The sequence below is a fragment of the Nostoc sp. genome (genome assembly GCF_036917395.1).
Lineage (GTDB): Bacteria > Cyanobacteriota > Cyanobacteriia > Cyanobacteriales > Nostocaceae > Nostoc.
The window spans coordinates 1-17,001 of the sequence record NZ_JBALDI010000040.1; the positions used below are offsets into that span (position 1 = coordinate 1).

General features: G+C 43.0%; 8 protein-coding genes and 1 pseudogene. 5 read left to right on the forward strand and 4 right to left on the reverse strand.

Going from position 1 to position 17,001, the window contains the following annotated elements; all coding sequences use genetic code 11:
- Window positions 1-86: 86 nt before the first annotated feature.
- The 4 genes and pseudogenes from V7K46_RS13520 to V7K46_RS13535 form a co-directional block, all read left to right on the forward strand.
- Window positions 87-1,070: pseudogene (locus V7K46_RS13520) on the forward strand (ATP-binding cassette domain-containing protein); the annotation flags it as partial.
- Between the two features lie 66 nt (window positions 1,071-1,136).
- A complete protein-coding gene (locus V7K46_RS13525; RefSeq protein WP_335113854.1) occupies window positions 1,137-4,028 on the forward strand; it encodes an NHLP bacteriocin export ABC transporter permease/ATPase subunit in 2,892 nt (963 codons plus the stop codon).
- Between the two features lie 295 nt (window positions 4,029-4,323).
- Window positions 4,324-9,696: a trifunctional serine/threonine-protein kinase/ATP-binding protein/sensor histidine kinase gene (locus V7K46_RS13530; RefSeq protein ID WP_335113856.1), complete on the forward strand. Its 5,373-nt coding sequence runs from the start codon at window positions 4,324-4,326 to the stop codon at window positions 9,694-9,696.
- Between the two features lie 25 nt (window positions 9,697-9,721).
- Window positions 9,722-11,326 carry a sensor histidine kinase gene (locus V7K46_RS13535; protein ID WP_335113858.1) on the forward strand — a complete coding sequence of 535 codons (1,605 nt, stop codon included), beginning with the start codon at window positions 9,722-9,724 and terminating at the stop codon, window positions 11,324-11,326.
- A 354-nt stretch (window positions 11,327-11,680) separates the two neighbouring features.
- On the opposite strand, the gene V7K46_RS13540 is transcribed toward V7K46_RS13535, so the two are convergent.
- The 4 genes from V7K46_RS13540 to V7K46_RS13555 all read right to left on the reverse strand — a co-directional run bounded on the left by V7K46_RS13540 (window position 11,681) and on the right by V7K46_RS13555 (window position 15,660).
- On the reverse strand, window positions 11,681-12,598 hold the full coding sequence (locus V7K46_RS13540) for a hypothetical protein (RefSeq protein ID WP_335113860.1): 918 nt from the start codon (window positions 12,596-12,598) through the stop codon (window positions 11,681-11,683).
- 525 nt (window positions 12,599-13,123) lie between these two features.
- Window positions 13,124-13,387 carry a helix-turn-helix domain-containing protein gene (locus V7K46_RS13545; RefSeq protein ID WP_335113862.1) on the reverse strand — a complete coding sequence of 88 codons (264 nt, stop codon included), beginning with the start codon at window positions 13,385-13,387 and terminating at the stop codon, window positions 13,124-13,126.
- 546 nt (window positions 13,388-13,933) lie between these two features.
- Window positions 13,934-14,698: an SDR family NAD(P)-dependent oxidoreductase gene (locus V7K46_RS13550; protein ID WP_335113864.1), complete on the reverse strand. Its 765-nt coding sequence runs from the start codon at window positions 14,696-14,698 to the stop codon at window positions 13,934-13,936.
- A gap of 98 nt (window positions 14,699-14,796) precedes the next feature.
- Window positions 14,797-15,660 (reverse strand): NmrA/HSCARG family protein, encoded by an 864-nt coding sequence (locus V7K46_RS13555; protein WP_335113866.1) that lies wholly within the window; start codon window positions 15,658-15,660, stop codon window positions 14,797-14,799.
- Between the two features lie 131 nt (window positions 15,661-15,791).
- Between V7K46_RS13555 and V7K46_RS13560 the strand changes: the two genes are divergently transcribed.
- A complete protein-coding gene (locus V7K46_RS13560) occupies window positions 15,792-16,709 on the forward strand; it encodes a LysR family transcriptional regulator (protein WP_335113868.1) in 918 nt (305 codons plus the stop codon).
- The last annotated feature ends 292 nt before the right edge of the window (window positions 16,710-17,001 follow it).

Below are 17,001 nucleotides of genomic sequence, written 5' to 3' on the forward strand. Positions count from 1 at the left end.
TTTTTTGCCTCTAGATGTGTGTTTTTATTCTTACTTGCCTTTTTTCTCTAAGTAATTTCCGGTTGTGACACTTGGGGTGCGGAAGGTGGGTTATAGCGTTTCAAGGTTTGATGCAAAACTTTCAGCAGCCTGTTAACAATTTGGTCAACTTCGGTACAACTCTTCAAGAACTAGAAGGTAATTTGATTCGCCTTGATGATGTGTTAGATAATCCGATTGGCGAGGGAAAAGGAGGAGGGGAGCATACTTCTCTACGAGAGGCTGCGCCAACGACTGCGCTCAGTAACCAGGAGAGCAGGGGAGCAGGGGAGGGAAAATCATCCTCCAGTTCTTATCTTCTTCCCAAGTTGCAGGGTTATGTCGAGTTGCAGAATATTACGTTTGGCTATAGCCGTTTAGAATTGCCTTTAATTGAAAACTTTAACCTCTCAATTAAGCCGGGACAGCGAGTAGCTTTGGTAGGTGGAAGCGGTTCTGGGAAATCTACGATTGCTAAATTAGTTAGCGGACTTTATCAACCTTGGGCGGGAGAGGTTTGCTTTGATGGAAAACCCAGAAAGCAGATTCCCCAACAATTGCTTACGAACTCTGTTGCAATGGTGGAGCAAGAAATTTTGTTGTTTGGCGGCACGGTTAGAGATAATTTGACTCTGTGGGATACTACTGTACCAGATAAAAGCCTGATGCGGGCATGTCTTGATGCGGCGATCGCTGATGTAATTGTCTCTATGTCTGGTGGATTGGATGCAGAACTCATAGAAGGTGCTGCTAATTTAAGTGGTGGTCAGCGACAACGCTTAGAAATCGCTCGTTCTTTAGTAAATAATCCCTCAATACTAATCATGGATGAAGCTACTAGCGCCCTAGATGCAGAAACAGAACAAATCATTGACCAGAATCTCCGCCGCCGGGGATGTACGTGTATAATTGTCGCCCACCGATTAAGCACTATCCGCGATTGCGATCAAATCATTGTCCTAGAACGTGGAAAGGTTGTACAACTTGGCACTCATAAAGAATTATGGCAAGTAGATGGTGCATATTCACGCTTGCTGGGCACTGAAGGGTAGAGAGGGTGAGCAGTAAATTACTATAAAACATTTTAACATTTTAAAATCTAGAATATAAAATCTAAAATGCTAATACAGGGGCAAGTTTATATAGTTAATGGCAATGAACCGATCCTACTGGATGACCCCTCACGGGTGTGGGTAATTCAGTCTGGCTCTATAGCTTTGTTTGCTGTCACAGTCAAAGATGGCGTTATAGAAGGAACTCGCCGTTATCTATGCAGTATTAGTCAAGGTGAAGCACTTTTCGGAACTGCTGTTAATTCTACTAATCAGCATCGTCAGATTTTGGCAGTACCTACTAGGGAGACTGAATTACTACAAGTACATCAGGAATGTTACCGCGAGTTAATAGCCAGTGGAGATATTAGGGCGATCGCCTGGATAGAAAATTGGTTGTTGCAAATTGGTAGTGTGTTCTCCCAGATTACCATGCCCGCAATTCATGTAAAAGCTGAGGGACAATCACGATTTTCCTTAAACAATGGTCAGACTTTTCAGCCAGAAACAAGTGTCACCTGTTGGGTACAGATGACTCAAGGGACTGTCCGTTTTCTAGGGTTTGAGGAACTAACTTTTACAAATGCCAGCGCAGTTTTTCCCCTCACTGACAAAATGTGGTTAGAAGCGTTGGAGGGGGTGCAACTTACTACCAAGACTACTAGCGAATTCCAAAATTCAGATATCCTTCTAGCTGGGTTATCTCAACTGCACACTCAACTCCTACAATGCCTTAACCTATTAGATGAGCAAGAAGTACAGGCAGAAATGACACGGTTGCACGATCGCCAACGCCTGAATCGTCAAGTCACAGCCCAGGCTATAGGGGAGCTAGCATCAACATTAAATTCCCAAGGCGGAGACTTTTTCTCAAAAGGTACTCCTTTATTGGTTGCTGCTGGAGCCGTTGGAAGGGCAATGGGTGTAAAAATTCGCCCCCCGTCTTGTGGTGAAAATCTCAAGCGAGTTAAGGAGCCATTGGAAGCAATTGTCCGGGCTTCACGCATCCGAATGCGGCGGGTACTGTTGCGAGATAATTGGTGGGAGAAGGATTCTGGGCCGATAGTTGCCTACACCCAACAGGACAATCGACCAGTAGCATTGCTACCGATTGGTGCAACTCGTTATGAAATTTTTGATCCAGTTGAACATACCCGCGTCAAAGTGGATGAGCGTATAGCTGCAACACTGGTTCCCGTTGCCTATATGTTTTATCGTTCTCTACCTGATAAGGTACTGCAAGCTGTTGATATATTGCGGTTCACACTTAAAGGACGTAAGCAGGATCTACTAGTAATTTTGTTCACGGGCATTACCGTCACATTACTAGGGATGCTTACACCTTATGCCACGTCAATTATCATAGACAACGCAATTCCTGATAGCGACAGGGGATTATTGCTACAAATAGGATTGGGACTATTAGTTGCAGCTTTAGGAACAGGTCTATTTCAGCTAACCCAGGGACTTGCTCTGCTGCGGATTGAAACGGCTGGGGATGCTTCTACTCAGGCTGGTGTCTGGGATCGGCTGCTTTCTTTGCCAGTATCCTTTTTCCGAAAGTACACAACCGGAGATATTTTCTCCCGCGTATCATCGGTGAGTACGATCAGTCGGCGACTTAGTGGGAGAACCCTAATCAATCTCCTTACCAGTCTGTTCGCGCTGTTTTACTTAGGACAGTTATTTTATTACAACTACAAATTAGCTTTGATTGCAGTTGCATTTGCCATAGTTGCGATCGCTGTAACTACAGTCTCTGGTTTACTCTTGCTATCTAAGGTGCGTCCGCTTTTGGAACTGCGAGGCAGTATTTTTGGGCAAACAGTGCAGCTAATTAATGGCATTTCCAAGCTACATATTGCCGGGGCAGAAGAACGTGCATTTGCAGCTTGGAGTAAAAATTATACTCAACAAATTAAGTTAGAACTTAGTACACAACGGGTTGAAGATGCTGTTGTGCTTTTCAATACAGTAATCCCCATACTAACTTCCGGAGTTCTTTTCTGGTTTACTATTAGGCTAATCGAAAATCCTCCAACTTCAGGGGCTATTGAACTATCCCTGGGAACTTTCCTCGCTTTCAATGCCGCTTTTAGTAACTTTACTAAAGGAACTACAAACCTCAGCAATACAGTTACAGAAATCCTGCAAGTTCTTCCCCAATGGCAACGCACCCAGCCTATTCTCTCGACTATACCAGAAGTAGATTTGTTCAAAGCCGATCCTGGCAGGCTGATTGGTAATGTTACTTTAGAACATATTACTTTTCGCTACCGCAGTGATGGGCCGCTGACACTGAATGATGTAAGTATTTCTGCTGCTCCTGGGGAGTTTATTGCTTTGATCGGTGGTTCTGGTAGTGGTAAATCAACTATTCTCCGATTACTACTGGGATTTGAAACTCCAATTGCAGGTAGCATCTACTATGATGGTCAAGACTTATCTGGGTTAGATGTGGATGCAGTCCGCCGACAGTTGGGCGTTGTTTTACAAAATGGTCAATTGAGTTCAGCCTCCATTTTCGAGAATATTGCAGGCGGCGCTCAGATTACTTTAGATGAAGCCTGGGAAGCCGCGCGGATGTCGGGGTTTGCTGAGGATATTACCGCTATGCCAATGCAGATGCATACCGTGGTGAGTGAAGGAGGTGGTAATCTTTCTGGAGGACAACGGCAACGGTTACTAATTGCTCGTGCTCTGGCATTAAAACCCCGCATTTTGTTATTCGACGAGGCTACAAGTGCGCTTGACAATAGAACCCAGGCGATTGTTAGTGAAAGTTTAGATAACTTACAAGTTACCAGAATTGCGATCGCTCACCGACTTAGTACTATTCACAATGCTCACCGTATTTATGTACTCCAAGCTGGTCGGGTTGTACAACAAGGAACTTTTCAGGAACTAGCTGCTGTTGAGGGGCTATTTGCTCAGTTAATGGCTAGGCAAATGGCGTAGTTAGGTGAGTTTTGCAAAAGTTAAGTTAGGGCAAACCGTAATCAGCAGTTAAAATTAATGTCTCAAGAATTAGTATATTTGCCAAAGTGGGATGCTTCCAGGGAAACATTGACGTAATTAAGGAAGCCATTAGATTTCGTCAGTTCTCTCTGTGTGGGCAACAAAGAAGCTGATGGAGAATGGTGCAAGGTATGTTCAGCATTAAGCAGTATCTTGGTCAGATCCTGGTGCAGGTTTTGAATTACGGGAGTTCATGTGGGAATACTAAAAACTGAAACCTCAAGGATTCAGCAGTATGGTTAGTACCGAAGTCAGCATGAGCGGATATCACGTTAGCGAACAACTCTACAACGGTTCAAGAACCCTGGTTTATCGCGGATATAAAGAAACTGACCAACAGCCTGTAGTCATCAAGCTGCTGAAAAACCCTTATCCCAGCTTCACAGAACTGGTGCAGTTTTGCAATCAGTACACCATTGCCAAAAATCTCAACTTTCCTGGGATCATTCAAACCTACAGCTTGGAAACGTACCAGAATGGCTATGCATTGGTAATGGAAGACTTTGGGGGAATTTCCCTGAAACAATGGAGAACTATGCTAACTCTCATTGAATTTTTGCTCTTAGCGATCGCTCTGTGCAATATATTAGATATTCTTATTCGTCATCGCATTATTCACAAAGATATTAAACCTGCCAATATTCTGATTAATCCAGAAACTCACGATGTCAGACTCATTGACTTTAGTATTGCATCTCTGCTGCCACGGGAAACCCAAACTCTAAAGAATCCCAATGTTTTGGAGGGGACACTCGGCTATTTATCACCAGAACAAACTGGACGAATGAATCGCGGCATAGACTACCGGACTGATTTCTATTCTCTAGGCGTAACTTTTTACGAGTTACTGACAGGGCAACTACCGTTCCAATCAAGTGATCCGATGGAGTTAGTACATTGCCATATTGCAAAACTTCCACCTTTAGTACATGAGATTAATCCAGAAATTGCGCCTGTACTCTCAGAAATTGTGAGCAAATTAATGGCAAAAAATGCTGAAGACCGCTATCAGAGTGCATTCGGGCTGAAATATGATTTAGAAACTTGTTTGCATCAACTCCAGCAAACGGGCAAAGTTGAAAGTTTCCCGATTGGCCAACGAGATGTTAGCGATCGCTTCATAATTCCCGAAAAACTCTATGGTCGAGAAGAGGAGGTGAAAACTTTGCTAGAAGCATTTGACCGTGTTACTAATCATCAGACGGAACTCATGTTAGTCGCAGGGTTTTCTGGTATTGGTAAAACGGCGATTATTAATGAAGTCCATAAGCCGATTGTCGAACAGCTGGGCTACTTCATTAAAGGGAAGTTTGACCAATTTAATCGTAATATTCCTTTTTCTGGCTTTGTCCAGACGTTTCGAGATTTAATCGGGCAATTGAGCCGTGAAAATGATTCTCAATTATCAGCTTGGAAAACTAAAATATTAGCAGCACTGGGTGAGAATGGGCAAGTCATTATTGAGGTAATTCCAGAACTAGAACAAATTATCGGTCAACAATTACCTGCGCCCAATTTATCTGGAACTGCCGCACAGAATCGCTTTAATTTGCTATTTCAAAAGTTTATTCAAGTCTTCACGACCAAAGAACATCCTTTAGTGATTTTCTTGGATGATTTGCAGTGGGCCGATTCAGCATCTTTAAATTTAATACAGTTGTTGATGGATGAATTAAAGGTGGGGTACTTATTATTAGTTGGAGCTTACCGCGATCATGAAGTTTCTGGTACTCATCCTTTGATGCTGACACTGGAAGAAATTGCTAAAGCAAAAGTTACAATTAACATTATTACATTAGTACCGTTGAGTTCAACAAGTTTAAATCAACTAGTTGCCGATACCCTCACTTGTTCACCAGAAGTTGCACAACCATTAACTCAACTAATATATCAAAAAACCAAGGGAAATCCATTTTTTAGTACGCAATTTATCAAGTCATTGTATGAAGATGGATTGATATATTTTGATTTCGATGAGGGAAATTGGCAGTGTGACATTCCTCAAGTCAAAGAGTTAGCTTTAACGGATGATGTTGTTGAATTCATGGCATTGCAATTGCAAAAGTTGCCAACAGCGACGCAGGATGTGTTGAAATTAGCAGCGTGTATTGGGAACGAATTTGACTTAGCAACGTTAGCGATCGCACGAGGCGCAGGCTCTACAAATGTCTCTGCGTCAGAAGCCGAAACTGCAACAGCCCTATGGAAAGCTTTACAAGAGGGGTTAATCCTACCTCAAACTGAAGTTTACAAGTTCTATGTTGGTCAGGAAAGTAAAATAATTACCCAACAAAGCTCACAAGCAGTTACTTATAAGTTTTTGCATGATCGCGTCCAACAAGCTGCTTATTTTCTGATTCCTGAAGATGAGAAACAGACTACTCACTTAAAACTAGGGCAGCTACTGTTAAATAATATTTCTGCGAAAGAGCAACAAGAGAAGATTTTTCAGATTGTTAGTCAATTAAACATGGGATTGGGGTTAATTACTCAACAGACCGAACGAAATCAACTAGCTCAATTAAATCTGGTAGCTGGACGGAAAGCTAAGGCTTCCACTGCCTACACTGCTGCGGTTCAGTATTTTACGCTAGGAATAGAACTGCTAGCAGGAGATAGCTGGCAAAATCAGTATGCTTTGACGCTAGCGCTATATGACGAAACCGCAGAAGCAGAATACTTAAACACCCACTTTGAACAAGCTATAACTCTAGCAAAGCTGATCTTACAGCAAACCACGCATCTGTTGGACAGAATTAAAACCTATGAGCTAAAAATTCAAATTTATATTGCCCAAGATCAGCAAGTTCAAGCTATTGAAACAGGGTTAAAAGCACTAGAGCAGTTAAAAATTTCGTTGATATTACCTGATGTAGAGCTAGAGAATCATTTAGAGCAACTACCAGAGTTGACAAGTTTAGCCAATATTTCAGAGATGATCAATCCTGAATCTCTGGCTGCACTCCGGTTGCTAATTAGCATTACCCCTGCTGTTCATCATGTCAAACCGGATATGTTTCCGTCAGTGGCGCTGACAATGCTCCATCTTTGTCTTGAACAAGGACATTCATCTTTGGCTGCTTATGTCTATGGAATTTATGGCTTATTTCTGTGTGCTGTAATCAAAGATGTAGACAGTGCTTATCACTCAGGTCAGATTTCTCTAAAGCTACTAGAACAATACCATGCCAAAGAACTCAGTTCCAAAATTTATATGCTCTTTGGTGTTTTTATCTGTGCTTGCAAGGAACATGGCCGAAATACACTCAAATTGTTACGAGAAGGTATGCAGTCTGGACTAGAGGTCGGAGACATCGAATACACTAGCTATTCAATGATGGCTGAGTCTGCACATTTATTCCTGATTGGAGAACCTCTAGATGCTGTTGAGAAAAGGCAAGCACAATATATTGATTTACTTTTAAACTTCAAACAAAAGCATTGTGTTGATTATGCCAAGATTTGGAGGCAACTCACTTTAAACTTTCTTGGACAAGCCTCTGATCAGTTTCACCTGACTGGGATTGATTTTGATGAGACGGAAATGCTACTGCATTTTCATAACACCCATAATCATCAGTCACTATTTGCAACCTATGTAGCCAAAACAGTTCTCCTTTATGCCTTTGAAAAGTATGAACAGGCTATAATCAGTGCAGAGCAAGCCACTAAATTTGTAGATGGAGCCTTTGGTCTACTACTTGTTACCGGACATAACTTTTACTACTCTTTGTCCTTACTTGCACAATATTCGCAATGCGCGAGCCAAGGTTGTCCAGAGGAGGCAGATCGTAACCAGCAGGAACGTTGGCTGAACCAGGTATTTACCAACCAAAAACTTATGCGCTACTGGGCTAGTCATGCTGGAGCCAATTTCCAGCACAAGTATGATTTAGTTGAGGCAGAAACAGCGCGGGTGATGGGAAATACACTTAAAGCAATGGAGTATTACGATCGCGCCATTGCAGTAGCCAAAGAAAACGGCTACCTCAACGAAGAAGCACTTAGCAATGAGCTGGCAGCCAAATTCTACCTCAAGTGGGGCAAAGAAAAGGTGGCTCAAGCCTACATCCAAGAAGCCTACTACTGCTACGCTCGTTGGGATGCCAAAGCTAAAATCGATGACTTGGAAACACGTTATCCGCAATTACTACAACCTATTCTGCAACAAAAGCAATTCACTCTCCAGCCCTTAGAAACCCTTGCTATACCTGCTTGCACGATTCATCACCTGACGCAAACATCTAGTAGCAACACTTCTATCTCTGAAGCCCTAGATTTTGTCACTATCCTCAAAGCTTCCCAGAGCTTGTCTTGTGAGATTCAGTTAGACAAATTGCTCATTAGCTTGCTGAATGCGATCGTCACCAATGCTGGAGCCAGCAAATGTGTGCTGATGTTGATGCAAGAGAATGACTTGCAAGTAGAAGCGATCGCCCAACTAGGACAAGAACCTAGCGTTGGGCCAGCACTATCAATTGATCAGAGTTTTGATGTTCCTCTCAGTCTGATTTACCTTGTCAAACGGAGTCTACAATCCCTTGTGATCGCTGATGCCAGAATAGAGGCGGCTCTGGTGGCTGATTTATACATCAGAAAGCACCAGCCTAAAAGCCTACTGTGTAATCCCATTGTGCATCAGGGTAAACTGCTGGGAATTTTATATCTGGAAAATAACCTGGCTACGGAAGCATTTACGTCAGACCGATTAGAAATTGTCAAGCTTTTATCATCCCAAGCTGCTATTTCTATCGAAAATGCTAATCTCTACAACACACTCGAACAGAAAGTCAGCGATCGCACTCAACAACTTTCCCAAACCTTGGAAGAACTCAAAACGACTCAAGATCAACTCGTAGAATCCAAGAAGATGGCTGCTTTAGGTAGCCTGGTTGCAGGGGTTGCTCATGAAGTCAATACTCCTGTTGGTACTAGCATCACACTAGTATCGACTTTAGTAGATAAAACTACCGCTCTCATCACAACTGTTGAGCAGGGACAGCTTAAACGGGCAGATTTGACCCACTACCTGAACATTGCCAGAGATTGTGGAGAAATGATTTTGACAAACCTCAATCGTGCCGCAGAATTGGTGCAAAGTTTCAAACAGGTTGCCGTCGATCAAACCAACCTGGAGCAACGCATTATTAGGGTTAAAGTTTATCTGGAAGAAACGCTCTTTAGTTTAGCACCAAATTTAAGACATACAGCACATACCGTGACTGTAACAGGCGATAACACTGTAACCATTAGCAGTTATCCAGGAGCATTGGCACAAGTTGTCACCAATTTGGTGATGAACTCCCTCATGCACGCATATCAGCCCGAAGAAGCTGGGCAGATGTACTTTCAGGTGTTACAGCAAGCCGATCAGGTGATCATTCAGTACGGTGATGATGGCTGTGGTATCCCTGAGGAGCATTTAAGCCGCATTTTTGAACCCTTTTTTACCACAGCAAGGCATCGCGGTGGAACAGGACTAGGACTGCATATTGTTTACAATCTAGTCACCCAAAAATTGCGGGGAAGAATCGATGTGCAAAGTGAAGCGGGAAAGGGAACTCTATTTATAGTAACCCTTCCACTTGAGCTACTGGTTACTCCATAAACGCCAGAATTAGGAATGATCAAGTATGCCCAGCGAAAATCAAAGGGTTTCCAACTCAGCAAATGACGCTGTTTTCGTCTTTGCGGACAACGATGATCCGTTTATCTTTGCAGATGACGATCGCAGACAACCAACCAATGCAACCAATGAAGATGATACTGGTTCGCAAGCGGTTCCAAACTCTCCACCAGCATCTGTAGCAACTTGGAAAGTCTTGATCGTAGATGACGATGTATTAGTCCATCGAGCCACAACCCTGGCACTGGAAGATTGCACCTTTGAGAGTAAACCACTGATGTTTCTCCATGCTCACTCTGGTGCAGAAGCGAAGGACTTAATCCAAGCGCATCCAGATACAGCATTAATTTTGTTAGATGTCGTTATGGAAACACATGATGCTGGATTGCAGGTAGTTCAGTATATTCGAGCAGAATTGCCCAACCACCAAGTACGAATTATTTTACGTACAGGTCAGCCTGGAGAAGCGCCGGAAGCCTCGGTTATTCTGGACTACGATATTAACGACTATCGGCTGAAAACAGAACTGACACGGCAAAAGCTGATTACAGTGGTGATTTCTTCCCTCCGTTCCTACCGTAATATCCTCACAATCGAAAACCAAAATTCTGAACTAACTTATGCCTTAGACCATCTTCAACAAACTCAAGCCCAACTAATTCAAGCAGAAAAAATGTCGTCTTTGGGACAAATGGTTGCAGGAGTTGCTCACGAAATTAACAATCCGGCAAACTTCATTTATGGCAATCTATTTCATACAGAAACTTATGTGCAGGCTCTGTTAAAACTCATCAAAACCTATCAAGAACATTATCCCACTCCAGTGCAGGCTATCCAAACTACAGCAGAGTTTATTGATTTACCATTTTTGATGGAGGATTTACCTAAACTACTTGACTCAATGCAAGTTGGAGCCAACCGGATTAAACATATTGTTGAATCACTACGTAACTTTTCCCGTCTAGATGAAGTGGGAATTAAACCAGTAGACATTCACTCTGGCATTGATAGCACTCTGTTAATTTTACAGCACCGACTCCAAGCTAATGATAAGCATCCAGAAATTGCAGTGATTAAAGAATATGGTCAACTGCCTTTAGTCCAATGCTATATCGGTTCCCTCAATCAGGTGTTTATGAATATTTTAAGTAATGCAATTGATGCTTTGGAAATGGGGACACTTCTCTTTGAGACGCTTTGCGAACGACAAGCTCCTTTCAATAAGCTCAGGGCGACGCAGTGCATCGCTGGCGACTGGGGAATGACAAGTGAGACATTTTCCCAATTTTCGCTCCCGACAATTCGCATTCGCACTGAAATTCAGGATGCTAATAGAGTGCTGATTCGCATCGCTGACAATGGTCCAGGCATGAGTGAATCGATACTCAAGAGAATATTTAATCCTTTTTTTACCACTAAGCCTGTGGGTAGTGGGACAGGTTTGGGATTATCGATTAGTTACTCGATTGTGGTGGAACAGCATGGAGGTCATTTAACATGCTCTTCCGCACTAGGAAAAGGTACAGAGTTTGTCATCAATATTTTCATCCAACACCCAGAGAAGTGTTTGAAGAAAATTGCATCTGAGAAGAATGGCACTAAGAAAAGCTGAAACACTCTCCAACCAGGGAGGCAATCACCGAATGAACTCACTAGTTTTATCATAAGTGATTATGCTTAATTCAAACGAAGGAGAACCTTTTATTGAGGAGATTATGTGAGCGATCGTCCGAGAATATCAATGCTCAGAAGTATTTCTAAAAGAGAAAGACGTTCTTGAGTTGGCGTTTATCTAACTCTCAAATATCAATTAGTCTTGTTTTTTAGTTTTATGCAACTCACATTCAGCAAGTTGATTAAATAATTTGGCTATTATTGAAAATCTAAGCCCGACAATACTTTTAGATATTTAACACTATAAGTTCTAACATGAGCACTAAATGGAGAAAATGCGATCGCGCGTTCTTCAATAGTTACTAATTCTACATTCAAGCTCTATAAAACTCAAAAGCCTTTCCTCAAACTCAGTTAAATATGGGCGTTTCAATTCCCCTAAGCACTTCAAAACTGCCTCTGCTGGCGCTTCTAGCTTGCCACTGTCCCGTAATTTACTGATGCGATCACTGATTAATTGCATCTGTTGACATTCTGAGTCTAAATAATTAAGCGGTTTCAGATGGTCGATTCTCACGGTGTATTCTCCATCCCATCCCACAACAGTACAACTGAATTCGCCTACATGACTTACGATGCACCAAGATCCACCTTTGCCCCTGAGTTCAGGATTGTCTTTGGCAAGGATTTGGCAGACTTCGCCCAACTGGTAAGTGTTTGGTACTTTTGTGCGCTCCATGATGCGCTGCACAACGTTTTTCACAATCCGGTGTGAGGGTACTTTTCCATTGGCAGACTTTACCGCTTGTTGCCATGCTTCGGGCTGAATGTCTGAATCTAGCTTAGTTAAAGGTCTGATTTGCCACTCATTAGTTGGCAAAATGTGATCGTTCCGATCACATTTTTGCTCCAAGTTTTGAAAAATAACAGCTGCTTCCATTAAAAAGTAGGGCTGTCTACGGCTGTAACCAAATCTATCTTTACAATACTCCTCAAACGTTTTGTGAGTGGAACGGTACAATCTGCGATCGCGGAGTTCCGTCAAAGCTTTACCTGCCTCAAAAAACGCTCTTTCAACCTTTCGCTCTAAATGCAAGCGATCGCTTTTTTCTTCTTGGCTTAATTCTTGGACTTCAACAGCTGTAACCGTAATTGTTGCTGTAGCTGGGTTTTCTTCTTGCGAGATATCTTCTTGGGCAAGATTATCTGGTGGTATCTTGTCACTGGATACAGCAGAGGTGGATTTTTTGTACTTAGATGGTTTGTTCATGATTCCACCTCTTTCTGGCTAGGCTGACAATGTTTGCAAAATTTCTCAGTCTGCAAATATAAGTCCCAGTTGTAAGGAGCAAATTTCCGCAGACATATCTTAAAGTTATCAATTTATAGAAATTGCCCATTATCAAAAGGCGATTATTGTTTTAAGCGGCTTGTTGTTGCTCTATCAAATCCAGTAAGGGAGGAAATATTCAGGATTTATCGCCGGAAACCATCATAAACACTACATTGTTAGAAATTGGTTGGCGAACATAGTTATAAAAAATCGTAAATGTTCTTGTAGTCAAATAATCAGCATTTCTAAGTAAAACTACAGCCTGAGACCCTTCCATCTCTACCAACAATATTTTTACCTGCTCGATGAGTCTTTCAATAGACATCTCCAAAAATGAGATATTGACCCTAACTGCACAAGGCTTTGATATTCTTTTTCGGAGATGTCTAATATCTTCAGCTTCATAAGCGCTGGCAGCTTCAAAATCTATGATTTTGGCGACTCAGTTTTTCTTTATACTTCCTATGAAGCAGTTTTTAACACCTCATTATTTGATGAGTGACCAGTTTTGTCATCAATATTGTTTGGCCGCCATTCCAAAATATCTCCAGGCTGACATTCAAGTACTTCGCAAAATCTCCCCAAGGCATCAAAGGTGATTGACGCAGCTCTACCTTGCTCAATTTTTTGAATATTTTGCAAGCTGTAACCAGTTTTCCTCGCTAGCTCATTTTGAGACAAGCCTTTAGCTTCTCTAGTCTTTTTCAGTTTTACAAGCACAGGCATTTCCTAATTCCTACTCCTAAAGTAGCACTACTTTCAGTTGGTTATCTGTGGTATGTGTATCTATAAGTAATATGAATGCTTACTAAGAGTAGCATTACTAATCGTAATACAAAAGTCCGCTTTAGACTATTATTAACTACTTTCAGGAGCGCTACTATGAGTAGCATATAAAAGAAAATCTAAGAGGATGTTTGAAAAGTTGGCGATTGAATAAAAAAAGCTCTCAGGGGATAAGCTGTAGATACTTACATACAGCACCCTTGAGAGCCATGAGTAAACTATTTTCTCAAGTTGCCCTGTTGCGGTTCACGGTCAATGTACCGCACTGCTCGTCCAAACCTGTGAGGAGAAAATTATCTATTGTTTAACAGGTTTTGTCCCAATTGGGCTGTAAGGTATCAATTACAGATTCTTGTCAGCTTTTGGTGAAAACGGGTGCGATCGCGCTTTTGATTCAATGGGATTTCTAGGTTTCACAATATTCATGCATACTTCCGTCACAAAAACTGAGCAAGAACCCATCTTCTGCGCCCGGATAGACCAGCTTTAGAGCCTTCCACCGTCAACAGCAAGCGTGCTGCCGGTGACATAAGAAGCATCATCGGAGACTAGAAATGTTACAGCTGCGGCGATTTCTTCTGGTTGAGCCAAGCGCTGTAGTGACGCCTTGCTCTTGAGCAAAGCCTCGGGCGATACGTTCTGTAGAGCCGGATGTGTGTAAAGCTTCCCATTTTCTTTTGCCATATTCGTTGCTGTGCCACCTGGTGCAATGGCATTGATGGTAATCCCCCGCTCTCCCAATTCGGGAGCCAAGTTGAGTACCATCGCCGAAACGGCAGCTTTGCTTGCAGCATACAGCGTGTGATGGAAGACCGAAATCTTGGCACTGACAGAGGAAGTCAGCACAATCCGTCCACCGGACGGAAGGTAGCGAGAGGCAGCCTGCGTAACAAATAGTTGGCCGGCAACATTCACTGAGAACACACGCTCGAAATCTTGCGCGGTGATCTCCTCCAGCTTTCCAAAATGCTCGATACCAGCGTTGCTCACCAGGATATCCACTCGTCCAAAAGTCTTAGCGACGTCGTCTAAAAGAGTATGGCATTCTGTCGGTTTGCTCACGTCGGCACGAAACGCTTGAGCTTTGAACCCCTTGCTGTTCAGTTCAGAGACCAGTGCTTCGGCGGGCTTGGCATCTTCGCGATAGTTGATGGCGACGATCGCCCCTTCGCTTGCCAGTCGGGTTGCGATCGCTTTGCCGATGCCTCGACTTGCCCCAGTAACAACTGCAATTTTTCCATTTAATTTCATTTCACACCTGATTTTCTTTAAGTGAACAATCTGTTGTTTGACTCTAAATCACTACTTTATATACCGTTTGACCCAACAGCGGACGCGAAGAAGGTTGGTTATGCCCAGTCGCGATCGCGCAAATAGGATTCCAAGTCGGTCGGTTCAGGAAAATCGCGTTTCAACTGTGCCAAATCCGCTGCGTAACCGACGTTCTCGAACCAGCGATACATGATGGTCACTTCCTCTCCAGCTTGCTGGTCAAACGCTTCAAACGGAATTTGTTGGTATTCGACGTTTTTTCCGAAAACACGGCTGAATACGGCTGCGATTTCCGTCATTGTCATATCCACACTTGCGACTTCTTGTTCGCGGTTCAAGAAATCTGCGGGGCGCTTGAAAACCTCAGCGACCATCTCCCCATAATCTTCTTCGGAAAGTTGCTGCAATTTCGTCTTAGGACTAAGCGGCTGGGAAAGCGTTCCGTTTTCAACCATCGGGCGCATCGCGTTGTAATTGTAAAAGAAGAAAACCGGACGCATTATCGTGTAGGGTAACTTGATCGCTCGAATATATTCTTCGACTTGAAACTTGCTGTCAAAATGCGGAATGCCAGTTTTGCGTTCTGCGCTACCCACCGAACTGTAAACGAAATGCTGGATACTTGCCGCTTTCGCTGCGTCTGCGACCGCTTTACCCTGACGGATTTCAGTTTCCATTCCATCTTGAAAGTTCTGCACCGAAAAAACGCCATAGGCACCTTTTAGAGCGCCTTCAAGTGAAGTGCGATCGCTAAACTCTCCTACTACCAGTTCTGCCCCCGCTTGTTGGAGTGCTTGAGCAGCAGGCTTGTTTGGGTCGCGCACAAAGGCACGTACCTTGAAATTTCCGTGCTGCAAAAGATGACGCGCTACTGCGCCACCTTGATTGCCCGTAGCTCCAGTGACTAAAATGATTCGTTCTGAGTTTATTTGCTGTGTCATGCTTGTTTTTTCGATACTGTTTGCGTATCAGAAATTTCATCTTGTCTAAACAGTACCTTATACCGAAAAATAGGGAAAGTAGTTAAAATTCAAAACAGTTATGCAAAAAATTCAAAGATGTAGTTGCGTCAATGGACAAGCTCAAAAGCCTGATGATTTTTATGCGCTCCGCTCAATATGGCAGCTTTTCTGAGGCAGCGCGACACTTAGGCATGGCTCCGTCAGCCGTGAGTCGGGCTGTATTGCGCTTAGAAGATGAATTGGGGGTGCGCTTACTCCAGCGGACGACTCGCAGTTTGACACTGACCGAAGATGGCAACCGATTTTATCAACGCTCTCAGCAAATTTTTGACGATTTGGAAGAAGCCGAACTCGAAGTCAAACAATCGCAATCCACGCCAATCGGAACATTGCGACTCGATCTGAGCTTTGTCTTTGGCAAGATGCATATCGCCCAGCCTCTGCTGCAATTTGCCACACAATATCCGAAGCTTTATCTGAATGTTTCTTTTAACGATCGCCTAATCGATCTGATTGAGGAAGGCGTTGATGCAACTGTGCGGATTGGAATGAGCAGCGATAGCAGTTTAATCATGCACCACCTGGCAACTGCACACTACATCACTTGTGCCTCGCCGCAGTATCTCGCCCAGTATGGTACGCCCACAACGCCTACAGAACTATTGCAGCATCGCTGTGTCAACTTTATCTATTCACAGACTCGGCGAGAAGCTAACTGGAAGTTTGAACAAGATGGAAAATCGATTGACCTTACCCTTGACAGTTATCTAAAATTCGATAATTCAGAAGTCATTTTAGAGGCGGTTATTCAAGGAGCCGGTGTGGTGCAATTGCCCAAATTTATTGCAGCGAAAGCGATCGCCCGTGGAGACATCCAACCGATTCTCCAAGCCTACGCGACCCAAGTTGGATTACCAATTGCAGTATTGTATCCGCAAAAACGCTATCTCTCGGCTAAAGTTCGCGTTTTTGTTGAGTTTATGAGAGAATTGGCGGCTGCTTTAAAGCGAGATGATGTTGTAGATTGAAAGGGCGTTGTTGCACGAACAGAAAAAATAGTATACCTATTAACTGTTCTCTCTCCACTCTTAGTTTGATTATAAATAAGAAAGCCGAACCCGACTATCGAGTTCGCAATTGGCAAGAGAACGATGCAACCTGAAGCAACGAGGTAGTATTAGTTTCTGGTGGAATGGCACTGAAAAAAGCTCTGAGTCCACTTTTGCGTAAAAGCGTAGTGTTTTTAATGCAGGGGAACGCATTAACATTCCAAGGGAATACATTGGCATTGCATGGGGACGCATTAACAATGTAAACCGA

Excerpts from the sequence above, each read along its gene's own strand:
- V7K46_RS13525 (WP_335113854.1), top strand. The coding sequence starts at position 1,137 with ATGCTAATACAGGGGCAAGTTTATATAGTTAATGGCAATGAACCGATC.
- V7K46_RS13530 (WP_335113856.1), top strand. The coding sequence starts at position 4,324 with ATGGTTAGTACCGAAGTCAGCATGAGCGGATATCACGTTAGCGAACAA.
- V7K46_RS13535 (WP_335113858.1), top strand. The coding sequence starts at position 9,722 with ATGCCCAGCGAAAATCAAAGGGTTTCCAACTCAGCAAATGACGCTGTT.
- V7K46_RS13540 (WP_335113860.1), bottom strand. The coding sequence starts at position 12,598 with ATGAACAAACCATCTAAGTACAAAAAATCCACCTCTGCTGTATCCAGT.
- V7K46_RS13545 (WP_335113862.1), bottom strand. The coding sequence starts at position 13,387 with ATGCCTGTGCTTGTAAAACTGAAAAAGACTAGAGAAGCTAAAGGCTTG.
- V7K46_RS13550 (WP_335113864.1), bottom strand. The coding sequence starts at position 14,698 with ATGAAATTAAATGGAAAAATTGCAGTTGTTACTGGGGCAAGTCGAGGC.
- V7K46_RS13555 (WP_335113866.1), bottom strand. The coding sequence starts at position 15,660 with ATGACACAGCAAATAAACTCAGAACGAATCATTTTAGTCACTGGAGCT.
- V7K46_RS13560 (WP_335113868.1), top strand. The coding sequence starts at position 15,792 with ATGGACAAGCTCAAAAGCCTGATGATTTTTATGCGCTCCGCTCAATAT.